11 protein-coding genes are annotated in these 11,144 nt (G+C 42.6%); 5 read left to right on the forward strand and 6 right to left on the reverse strand.

Features of this window, described 5'->3' with window-relative positions; genetic code table 11:
- Positions 1-114: 114 nt before the first annotated feature.
- From E2K74_RS12750 to erpA, 3 genes are all read left to right on the forward strand, one after another.
- A complete protein-coding gene (locus tag E2K74_RS12750) occupies positions 115-1,125 on the forward strand; it encodes a putative solute-binding protein (RefSeq protein WP_151205214.1) in 1,011 nt (336 codons plus the stop codon).
- Positions 1,126-1,334: 209 nt separating this feature from the next.
- Positions 1,335-2,318 carry a putative solute-binding protein gene (locus E2K74_RS12755; RefSeq protein ID WP_161982805.1) on the forward strand — a complete coding sequence of 328 codons (984 nt, stop codon included), beginning with the start codon at positions 1,335-1,337 and terminating at the stop codon, positions 2,316-2,318.
- A 119-nt stretch (positions 2,319-2,437) separates the two neighbouring features.
- Positions 2,438-2,773, forward strand: coding sequence for an iron-sulfur cluster insertion protein ErpA (erpA, locus tag E2K74_RS12760; protein ID WP_151205216.1), 336 nt, complete (start codon positions 2,438-2,440; stop codon positions 2,771-2,773).
- Positions 2,774-2,829: 56 nt separating this feature from the next.
- On the opposite strand, the gene E2K74_RS12765 is transcribed toward erpA, so the two are convergent.
- The 5 genes from E2K74_RS12765 to E2K74_RS12780 form a co-directional block, all read right to left on the reverse strand.
- Positions 2,830-3,207, reverse strand: coding sequence for a hypothetical protein (locus E2K74_RS12765; RefSeq protein ID WP_162850573.1), 378 nt, complete (start codon positions 3,205-3,207; stop codon positions 2,830-2,832).
- 164 nt (positions 3,208-3,371) lie between these two features.
- Positions 3,372-3,497: a hypothetical protein gene (locus E2K74_RS15025; protein ID WP_258170045.1), complete on the reverse strand. Its 126-nt coding sequence runs from the start codon at positions 3,495-3,497 to the stop codon at positions 3,372-3,374.
- 744 nt (positions 3,498-4,241) lie between these two features.
- The gene (gene dnaK / locus E2K74_RS12770) at positions 4,242-6,185 is read right to left on the reverse strand and encodes a molecular chaperone DnaK (protein WP_151208055.1); all 1,944 of its coding nucleotides are present in this window, start codon (positions 6,183-6,185) and stop codon (positions 4,242-4,244) included.
- Between the two features lie 119 nt (positions 6,186-6,304).
- Positions 6,305-6,853, reverse strand: a complete 549-nt coding sequence (gene grpE, locus E2K74_RS12775) for a nucleotide exchange factor GrpE (protein WP_151208057.1) — start codon at positions 6,851-6,853, stop codon at positions 6,305-6,307.
- Between the two features lie 757 nt (positions 6,854-7,610).
- A complete protein-coding gene (locus tag E2K74_RS12780) occupies positions 7,611-8,039 on the reverse strand; it encodes a hypothetical protein (RefSeq protein WP_151208059.1) in 429 nt (142 codons plus the stop codon).
- 206 nt (positions 8,040-8,245) lie between these two features.
- Between E2K74_RS12780 and E2K74_RS12785 the strand changes: the two genes are divergently transcribed.
- Positions 8,246-9,316 carry an alpha/beta hydrolase gene (locus E2K74_RS12785; RefSeq protein ID WP_151208061.1) on the forward strand — a complete coding sequence of 357 codons (1,071 nt, stop codon included), beginning with the start codon at positions 8,246-8,248 and terminating at the stop codon, positions 9,314-9,316.
- Between the two features lie 76 nt (positions 9,317-9,392).
- Here the strand turns inward: E2K74_RS12785 and E2K74_RS12790 are convergent, their stop codons facing one another.
- Complete coding sequence (locus tag E2K74_RS12790; RefSeq protein ID WP_151208063.1) at positions 9,393-10,064, reverse strand: acetoacetate decarboxylase family protein; 672 nt, start codon at positions 10,062-10,064, stop codon at positions 9,393-9,395.
- Between the two features lie 104 nt (positions 10,065-10,168).
- On the opposite strand from E2K74_RS12790, the gene E2K74_RS12795 reads away from it, so the two are divergent.
- Positions 10,169-10,741: a peptidylprolyl isomerase gene (locus tag E2K74_RS12795; protein ID WP_151208065.1), complete on the forward strand. Its 573-nt coding sequence runs from the start codon at positions 10,169-10,171 to the stop codon at positions 10,739-10,741.
- Positions 10,742-11,144: the final 403 nt, after the last annotated feature.

Below are 11,144 nucleotides of genomic sequence, written 5' to 3' on the forward strand. Positions count from 1 at the left end.
CCTGAAATGACATGCCATATTTGAGTAATTGCTCTATTTTTTTAATAAACTTGCTAAGATTTATGATGTGTATGGACACTCAGTTAACAACAAGATTTCAAAAGGATGAATAGAATGAAAAAAGCAGTTTTATCGTTGGTTGCACTTTCTGCATTTGGTTTTGCGGGTACGGCTGCTGCGGAAAAAGTGGATGTGTGTATCTTTGACTTACTGGGTAAGTCTGGAGAGTCTTATCAGATGGCACAGGAATGGGCACTGGCTGCAAAAGGCTGGGGCGCTGAGGTGAATCTGATTGCACGTCAGGACGAGGCCGTTGCGGATAATGACTTTAAGGCAGGAAAGTGTGATGCTGTATTTATGACTGCGATGCGTGCCCGTCAATATAATAAATTTGCTGGCTCCATTGATGCCTTGGGCGGTGCTCCAAGCAATACCATTGCCCAGCGTGCCATTACTTTTGCGCTCGACAAACGTAATGCAGCTAAAATGGTCAGTAATCTGGGGGGCAAAAAATATGAAATAGCCGGTATCGCCCCACTCGGTTCAGCGTTTATTTTCGTGCGTGATAAAAATATTAATTCGATTGAAAAAGCGGCCGGTAAAAAATTCGCCGTGCTGGGCTATGACGATGCCCAGAAAATCATGGTTCAGCGTGTTGGGGCTCAAGCTGTTATTTCAGATGTGTCGAACTTTGTGGCGAAATTCAACAATGGTCAGGTCGACATGGTCGGTGCGCCGGCTTATGCCTATAAGCCGCTGGAGATTTATAAGGGCCTGGGCAGTAATGGTGCTATGTTTAACTTCCCGGTCTTGCAGGTAAGTGCAGATTTAGTGATTCGTCCAGAGAAATTCCCGGCCGGCTTTGGCCAGAAATCCCGTGACTGGTTTGTGAAAAATCTGCCAAAAAGTATTGCAATGATTAACCGTCTGGAAGCCGGTATTCCGGCAAAATACAAAATGAACCTCAGCGCAGAAGACAAAACCAAGTATCAAAGACTGTTACGCGATGGACGTATGGATATGACCAAGCGGGGTATTTATGATGCTGGCATGATGTCTGTTCTGAAACGTGCACGCTGCTCTATAGATAAGGCCAACTTTGAATGTTCATTATCGGGTGAATAATCTGCTTCTGGAAGAAAAAAAAGCTTAGATTCGTCTAGGCTTTTTTTGTAGCATCGCCGTCAGTTATACGATTGCAGATTATTAAAAAATCGTTAGACTGAAGAGGAGACACCCCACATGTTCCTCTAAAAACAAGAACATGCAATATGAAAAAATAAAAACAATCTGATAAGGAAAACAGCAGAATGAAAAAAGGATGGAAGGCGCTCATGCTGGGTACGGCCCTGCTCGGGATTTCGGGACTGACGCAGGCCAAACAGGTAGTATGTGTATTTGACCTGGTCGGTAAAAATGGCGATGTATATAGCCTAATGAAAGACTATCAGCTGGCTGCTAAAAACTGGGGAGGCGATATTGAGCTGCGCGTGAATACCAATGAGGCCGTGGTGGCCGAAGACTTTAAAGCGGGTAAATGTGATGCAATCAGTGTTACCGGAATGCGTGGCCGCCAGTTTAATAATTTCACTGGTTCTCTGGATGCAATTGGTGCCATCACTGACCTGAAGCTGGCCGTTAAAGTCATGCAGGGGCTGGCCAGCCCGACCTTTGCCAAGCATATGCTACAGGGGAAATATGAAATTGCCGGCGTGATTCCGGTCGGGGACGCTTATCTGCTGGTCAATGATCGCAGTATCAATACCGTGGCCAAAGCAGCAGGTAAAAAAATTGCGGTACTGAGCTATGATGAAGCACAGAAAATTATGGTACAGCAGGTCGGTGCGCAAGCCGTAAGTGCTGAAATCAGCAACTTTGCCAGCATGTTTAATAATGGTCAAGTCGATATTATTGGAGCACCAGCTGCTGCTTTTAAGCCACTTGAGCTGCATAAAGGCCTAGGAAATAAAGGTGCAATCGTCAATTACCCAATTTTGCAGGTGACCGGCAATATTATTATTCGCCCGGACAAATTCCCGGCAGGTTATGGACAAAAATCACGTGAATGGGTCAAGGGCCAGTTGCCGCGTGCTTTTGGTATTTTAGGTAAGATGAAGGCGGATATTCCGCAAAAATACTGGATGGATATTCCTGCTGCTGACAAGCCGGGCTATCAGAAAATGATGCGTGATGCCCGAATTGACCTGACCAAGCGCGGGATTTATGACAAACGCATGATGAAATTGCTCTGGCAGTTCCGCTGTAAGCAGAACCCAAAAAATTTCGAATGTGCCTTACAGGATGAGAACTATAAATAATCCTGATAAAATAAGTCAGATTTGACTTTTAATCTCAAGAGACTGACCATATATTGAGTGTTATACTTGAAATATGGTCTTTTCTTTTTAAAGACATACTATTCAATAGAGGATCTGCCATGAATGCTCAAGCGCTTGTGCTCACCGACAATGCCGCAAATAAAGTACGCCAGTTGCGTGACAGTGAAGGTAACCAAGACTTAATGCTCCGTGTTTATGTCACTGGTGGCGGCTGTTCAGGCTTTTCTTATGGCTTTAACTTTGCAGATAGCCAGAATGAAGATGATGCAGAATTTGTAAATGGCGACGTGAAAGTTCTGGTGGATGCACTCAGCTATCAGTATCTGGTAGGTTCGGTCGTAGATTATATCGAAGGTCTAGAAGGATCACGCTTTGTGGTACAAAACCCGAATGCAACCACAACCTGTGGCTGTGGTTCTTCATTCTCGATCTAAGTTTCGTAATAATAAAAAAGTCCTCATCTAGAGGACTTTTTTATACCCGCTTAAACCTAGTTTTCTAGTTTGACCGCTTCCAGCAGATCGAAAATAACCGAAGTGACATCCTGGCTGAGGTCACGGTTATTAAAAATCTCATAAGCACTGATGGTAATATCAGTATCGCTAGGTAATAGTCGCTGTTCTTCTTCAATGAGATCATTGATCGGTAAAATGGTCTGTTTGATTTCTAGATGCAGAATATCTTTGTATTCCAGATTTTCATCATCCAGTTCAATTAACTGTTCATTAAAATAAGGTAATAAAATCGAATGGAGATAAGGTTGAAGTTCCTTGATATCGAAGATTTCAACATCACGGGTTTCATCAATCGTACTAATGTGATCCTTTACTTCAATTAAAATATGGTAGTAACTCACACGAATCTCCAGAGATGGCTTAAAACACTATACTACCCTTCACCATAGCATGAAATGCCTTTATCTGCTGCTTAATTGTCCATCTGCCGATAAATATATCCTCTGGCTCAGCCAGATTAACGGCGATAGAGTAGGGTTTTATCGGCAGGTCGCAGTTGAAAATCCTACCTTGTTTGCTAACCCAAAACCGGATACCTCAGGGCTTTCAGACCATGAGGAGGCAGAAGTCCCAAAGCATGGCCCAGTCCATGTGCCAGGGTCAGCCGTCCAACATCTTGTGCTTCCAACTGATAAATCTGCATCTGGCTGGCCGTACATACGCCTTTATCAAATTCGCGTGGAGGAGAACGCTACTGGGCGTGCAGAATATTTTGCTGCTATAAGCCGTTTTGATGGGCAGGCAGTTGCAGATTAAAGTCAGTCTGCTGTTGCTGCTGCAAAGACGGGTATTCTTACTGAAAACGGGTTGCCTGTACCTCTAGATCTTGAGACTCTGTCGCAATTTTTTCACGTTCATGTTCAAATAAATCAGGCTGATTTTTGCGTTATGACAATGCCGGAAACTCCGTTTCAATCTGGCTTTTCTGACTGATCAGATAACGTTGCTGATCTGCAAGATAGCTTTGTGAGGCGGTTAAATTGTTCTCGTGATGCAAATAGCTGGACTCAATGCAAACGGGTATCCAGGAAGTGAGTCAGCCGCTCACTAAGCGAGTTATAGGGTAATGGTGGATGGGATTGGCGGGGTCTACATAGCCTGCAATACTGAGTCTCCTGCCTAAAATACTTAGAAAATCAGAATAGGTCTTTGATTTTAAAATTATTGTTTATACATAATCTAGCTGACTATTTTAATTTTTCCAAAAGAACTGCACTTTGAAAGGCATAGCAGCGACAAGTCTGGTTTTATCTATCTGCCTTTAAGTCGTCGCAGACACTCAACGGACGAGCTAAAAAATATGATCAATATGGACATTTTCTTTTTATAAAATGCAGGGAATAAAAAACCGCGCTTGCGCGCGGTTTTTTAGGTGTCAGCTGACAAATTATTTTTTGTCATCTTTTACTTCAGTGAACTCAGCATCTACAACGCCATCGTCCGCTTTTTGTGATTGACCAGCCTCACCACCCTGGAATGCATTCGGGTCGAAACCTTGTGCACCAGCTTGGCCTTGAGCTGCTTCATAAGCACGTTGCGTGATCGGCATGATGATGTTTTGCAGCGCTTCAGTTTTCGCCTTGATCTCTTCTACATCATTTTCACGCGTAGCCGTTTCAAGCTCTGAAACCGCTGTTTCTACCGCAGTTTTCTCATCCGCAGTCACTTGTTCGCCCAGATCTTTCACTGCTTTTTGAGCAGAAGAAACCAGTGCGTCTGCTTCGTTACGTGCTTTGGCAAGCTCTTCAAACTTACGGTCTTCTTCTGCATTCGCTTCCGCATCCTTGATCATCGCTTCAATTTCAGCATCACTCAAACCTGAGTTTGCTTTAATTTGAATTGATTGCTCTTTACCTGTGCTCTTGTCTTTTGCAGATACTTTCAAGATACCGTCAGCGTTAATGTCGAACGATACTTCAATTTGCGGCACACCACGTGGCGCTGGTGGAATGTCGCCTAACTGGAAGTTACCCAACAATTTGTTTTGTTGAGCCATTTTACGTTCACCTTGGTAAACCGAAATGTCTACAGCAGGCTGGTTATCCGCAGCAGTAGAGAATACTTGAGATTTTTTCGCCGGAATGGTGGTGTTTTTCTCGATGATTGGAGTTAACACACCGCCCATGGTCTCAATACCCAGTGTCAACGGAGTGACGTCAAGCAGCAGAACATCAGTCTTGTCACCTGAAAGCACGGCACCTTGAATCGCTGCACCCATTGCAACTGCTTCATCCGGGTTCACGTCTTTACGTGGTTCACGGCCAAAGAATTCCTGTACTTTTTGTTGTACAAGTGGCATACGCGACTGACCACCTACCAAAATCACGTCAGAAATATCAGAAGCTGACAGACCGGCATCTTTCAGGGCGATACGGCAAGGCTCAATCGTACGATCAACCAGATCAGCTACCAGACCTTCCAGTTTTGCACGGGTAATATTGATGACCAAGTGCTTAGGACCAGTCGCATCAGCCGTGATATATGGCAGGTTGATCTCAGTTGCGTTAGAAGAAGAAAGCTCGATTTTGGCTTTTTCTGCTGCTTCTTTCAGACGTTGTAATGCCAGTGGATCATTTTTCAGATTCACATTTTGTTCTTTCTTGAACTCTTCAACCAGATAGTCGATCAGGGTATTGTCGAAGTCTTCACCACCCAGGAATGTATCACCATTGGTCGACAATACTTCGATTTGCTGGTCACCATCCAGGTCGGCAATTTCAATAATTGAAACGTCGAAAGTACCACCACCCAAGTCATAGACAGCCACTTTACGGTCGCCTTCTTTCTTGTCCATACCGAATGCCAAGGCAGCTGCCGTTGGTTCGTTGATGATACGTTTCACATCTAAACCAGCAATTTTACCGGCATCTTTCGTTGCTTGACGTTGTGCATCGTTAAAATAAGCAGGCACGGTTACCACAGCTTCAGTCACTGTTTCACCTAAATAATCTTCCGCAGTTTTCTTCATTTTTTTCAGAACTTCTGCAGAGATTTGCTGTGGAGCAAGTTTCTTATCGTTTACTTCAACCCAAGCATCGCCATTGTCTGCTTTAATGATTTTATAAGGTACAAGACCGATATCTTTTTGTACGGCCTGATCTTCATAACGACGACCAATCAGACGCTTGATTGCGAACAGGGTATTTTTCGGGTTAGTTACCGCCTGACGTTTTGCAGACTGACCTACCAGAATTTCGCCATCTTTATACGCAATAATAGATGGGGTGGTACGCGCACCTTCCGCGTTTTCAATTACTTTAACTTTGTCGCCTTCAAGTACAGCTACGCAAGAGTTAGTTGTACCTAAGTCAATACCAATGATTTTAGCCATTTGGAGGTTTCCTCAATAATTTTTTTGTGATTTACACTTGTTATCCGATATGAGAGCCATTCAAATTTTTTCAAGTTAATTTTTAGAAAAAATTTCACAAACTCCCGAAATACTTAGCTTTAGGCGCCAACCATGACCATTGCTGGACGTAATAAACGACTATTCAGCGTATAGCCTTTTTGCAGCACATTGCCAATTTCATTGGTTTTGGCATTTGGATCGATACCTACTGCCTGATGCAGGTCTGCATTAAAGCCATTGGCGGTATCCACCACCACCACACCAAATTTTTCCAAAGTTGTCAGTAAAGATTTTAGGGTAAGCTCAACTCCTTCAGAAAAAGCAGTCTTTTCCTCGCCCACTGCGGCAATTGCGCGTTCAAGGTTATCAACGGTTTCCAGTAGCTCTTTGGCAAATTTTTCCAGCACCGTATCTTTATGCTTTTCAGATTCGCGTTGAATCCGTTCCACACTTTTTTGTGCTTCATAGACTGCATTGGCCGTACGGGCTTTTTCTAGTTTCAGATCGCCTTCAAGCTGGGCAATTTTCTCTTCTAAAGCTTCAACGGAAACCTCCGCCTGCTCAGTATCTGCTTGAGTTTGTGCTGTGTCTTGTTCCACTTGCTCTTGCTCAAGTTCTTGAGCCTGCTGGTTTTGCTCAGTTGCCATTGATTTACTCCGTTTAAATGGGTTTTTAAACATGTACAGTCCTTTGGGCATCAGTGTTAACCAAGTTAATGCTGAACTGCCATGATTGAAATACTGAATTACTTTAGAAATAGGGGCAGGCCCAAAAAATTCAAGCGCAAGTACGGATTAATTTTAGGATTTATAGCAAAGTCTGAAAAATTCATAAAAGTCGCACAGCTTTTATCGTCTAGTAGCTCTTGAGTACAGCTCAGCGCCAAGAATAAAAGCACCGTAATTTATCCTTAAGTTTAAGTTATTTTTAACAAACCCGAGGTTTTTTAAACAATTGTAGACTTTAGTCGAATGATGTGGGCTTAAATCCGGATTTTCTATGCATTGCCTCATTACAAATTCTATTGCTCAATCGTAATTTTAGATGAAGAGGATAAATTTTATCTGTTTCCAATAGGCTGAAGGAAAATGTATGATTGCCTTGTCAATAGTGACTTTACTCCGAAGAGAGAGCCGAATAAAGTCACTTTTAGCTTAGATTATAGCTGGCTGTTTTAATTGAAAAATTATTCAAGCTTGGTTTTGGGTTGCTGGTTTTTTATACTTAAAAAAGATTAATAACCAATCAATAAAGTATTTCACAATTCAGCCTTAAATGAATAGGATCTAACTCAGATTTTACCGCTGTAGTTTCTTGTTTTTCTGGCTTATCTATCTCTGGATAAGCCTTTTTTTCGTCTGTTTTAAATTGCATAGCTGATATTGAGTTTTTGCGCTTGAATCTTCAATCGCGGCGATGCCCGCGGTGAGACTGCTGTTGCGGGCGATGGCGATCATTCCAGCTTCGATGCCCAGAATGGTTCTGCTGGGCTTTTTTACGTTGCTGCTCAGCTGCCTGGCGACGTTTGCGTTGCGCTTCAGTCTGTTTCTGACGTTGTGCTGATATACTTTTGCGCTGCTGTTTCAGATCCTGTTGCTGCTCCTGTTCCCAATGACGGTGTCGAACTTCTTGTCTGCGCCGCTCCATTTCCAGACGCTTGCGTTGCTGTTCATATTGCCAACGCTGCCGGTTATAACGATGATCCTGATCATAGTGATAGTCATAACCACGCCGATCATAACGGCCGTCATAATGGTCATTTTCCGGAAATGCCACACAACCTACAGCTAAAAATGCAGTTGCAAGAGCTAGCGTGATTACTTTAGTGGCCATAGGCTTCCTTCTTTAAAATACAATTAAGCTCGCAAAAAACATCAGAAATCTTAAGAAAATTGTCAATGACATCTTTTATAAAGCAGGTTAGCGTATTGCATAGAACCTCTGTGTACCTAGATATTAAGGTTTCTATAACAGAATGGTCACTAAACTTCTGATCATGTAGAAAATATGAAGAATTAAGAGAAAAGGGGCAGAAAAGCATGAGTCAAACTCACCCGGTAATGAAATATGTACAAGAAAAGGGACAAGGATTCGGCGCACGGATGCTGAACCATATGCCTGGTATGGCACAGGAGGCTCTAGCCAAGGCATTGGACTATCCTTATATCTATCCGGATCTGGACCCATTTGTTAAATGTTTAATGGCTATTCAGCTCAAGCAGGGAAAGTCCAGTTTTATTCATGAGGATGTAGCTAAGGCACGGGTCGATTTTATTCAGCAGATGAAAGCGATTCAGGGCAAGCCGACTTCACTGAAAATGGTTGAAGATATCCGTCTGCCCTTACATAGCGGAACCATTATGGCTCGGCACTATCATCCTGCGCCGCAGAAAAAGCTGCCTATGATCATGTTTTATCATGGTGGCGCCTTTATGGTCGGCAGTCTGGATACCCATGACGAGTTCTGCCGTTTACTGGCTGTGCATGCCAAAGTACAGGTACTCAGTGTGGCCTATCCTTTAACTCCGGAATATAGCCCGCTACAAATCGTGCAGGTCTGTGAAGATGCACTGGCCTGGGCACATCAGAACAGTAAAACTCTCAAAATCTATAAAAACCGGATCGCGGTTGCGGGGGATAGTGCCGGTGGTAATCTGGCAACTGTTGTAGCACAGCACAGTGTTGGCAAGAGCTATGCAGCACGGGCGCAATTACTATTATATCCTGTGCTCGATTTCAAGAGCCGTCATCCTTCTTTTTATGCCTATAAAGAGGGGCTGGTCTTGTCTGAAGAGGATGTTAATCTGGTTAGCCGACTATATGTGGAAAACCACCAGATGGCGCTTGATGATCCACTGGTCTCACCGACTTATGGTAATTTAAAACAGCTGCCGCCGACTTATGTTATTACCGCACAGCATGATCTATTACATGATGAAGCCTCTATTTATGCTCATAAATTGCGCCAGCATGGTGTACGGGTCTATCATAAAAACTATGTCGATCAGACGCATGGGTTTATTAATTTAAGCCCGATTTCTAAACGGGCCAAAAAATATGTGATCGAGATCGCTCGGGATTTTCGAAAATTTTGGGATAAACGCAATTAGGCTGGGCCAATTTTAAAAGGTGTTTGCTAAAACACCTTTTATATTTTGAGATCATTATTCTGCTTATGAATACTGTTTATTTGGAAGAGATTTGAGCTTCAGGGAAAATTAAATTAAATTTCGGGATATAAAAGCTTTGTAAATATTTGGCTTTGGAAAAGTCGGGAAAAATATCTCCGGTATTATGCCATTCTACCTGTAAAACTTTGCTGAGATAACCGCGGAACTGAGGGCTAAAGTCAAAACGCTGCCCTTCCCAGGCCTGCTGGATTCTCAGCATTGAGGCAGGGATATGATGACTATTTATATAGAACTGGCGCGGTGAGCGGGTTTTGCGAATAGAGAGGCTCATCTGGTGACCTTGGTGGCTGATACGGCAAATCGTGTCCTGATGATGCTCCTCCCACTCAAATTCAGCATATTCTTTAGGAATCCCCCATAAAGCCTGACCATGTGCTACAGATTCATGAGTAGATACATAGATTTTGGGAATGGAGCTTAAGCGCCGCTTACTGATTAGAGGATGATCTAAAATCAGCAGCTCATCATAAGGACCCACCGGTGAACTCTGGTAACGTATTAAGAGGACCTGAACAACGCGGCCCAATGCTGAAGGCGCAACTCGAAACGCTTTGGCCTGCTGGATAAAACTGGGCGTCAGCCAGTAATTTAAAATAAAACCTTCACCTTGCAAATGCCAAGGTGGGAACTGATTGATATTTTGTTCCTGTGCAAATGCATAATTCATTATTATTCTCTTGTATTTGATTGGCAGACAACTGCTATTATTGGACATAAAAGCTTAATATACCGTCATTCCAAAGCGGATCTATATAAAGGATGAGTTAAAAAATGTTAAAAAAATCATTGTCTGCCATCGTACTAGCTGCCATTAGCTTACCGGGCTTTGCTGCAAATACCCTGATTGAGATGCAGACTTCATCTGGCAATATCGAAATTGAACTCTTTAATGACAAGGCACCGATCTCAAGCAAAAACTTTGAAGACTATGTCAAAAGCAACTTTTATACCGGCACTATTTTTCACCGTGTGATTCCTGGCTTTATGATTCAGGGTGGTGGTTTCGATGCAGCGATGCAAGAAAAGCCAAATGCTAAAGCGGCGATTAAAAATGAATCCTATAATGGTTTGCAAAATAAACGCGGTAGCTTGGCTATGGCACGTACCAATCAGCCTGACTCTGCAAAAGCTCAGTTCTTTATAAACTTGGTTGATAATAGCTTTCTGGATCGTTCAGCCATGAATGCAGGCTATACGGTGTTTGGGCGAGTAACGAAGGGTATGGAAATTGTAGATAAAATTGCCAAAGTCCCGACCCGTAATTATGGAATGCATCAGAATGTACCAGTTACAGCAGTACAAATTAAAAGTGTGACGATTAAAACACCAAGCGTGAACAAATAACTATAAAACTAAATAGAAATATTTTGTTCATATTTTTTGTTTAATATTATAAGTTTATGTAAATATTGGTGGGAAAGTGAACCAATTTGGTGCATAAAAATAAAACAGTCGTGAATCTTGTGAGTTAAAAGCACTTGCACGTGTAAGAAATTGCCCTATAATGAGCCTCATACCGACGAGATAACCGGAACGAACGAAGCGCGAAGCGTTGAGTTGTTTGGGATTGTCGAAGTCCAGCATCTAATACTGACGAGGTATTAGAAAGATCATTAAGAGATTATGAAGAACAACTTGTGTGGATTTTTACTGGTTGATTGATCGAAATATTATCATTGATTGATTGGTTTAAATTACTCGAAGTTTATTTGAGAGAATTTGTCAGAAAATTGATGAGCCAAGATTG

The organism is Acinetobacter sp. RF15B (assembly GCF_007558235.1).
Classification (GTDB): Bacteria; Pseudomonadota; Gammaproteobacteria; order Pseudomonadales; family Moraxellaceae; genus Acinetobacter; species Acinetobacter lwoffii_C.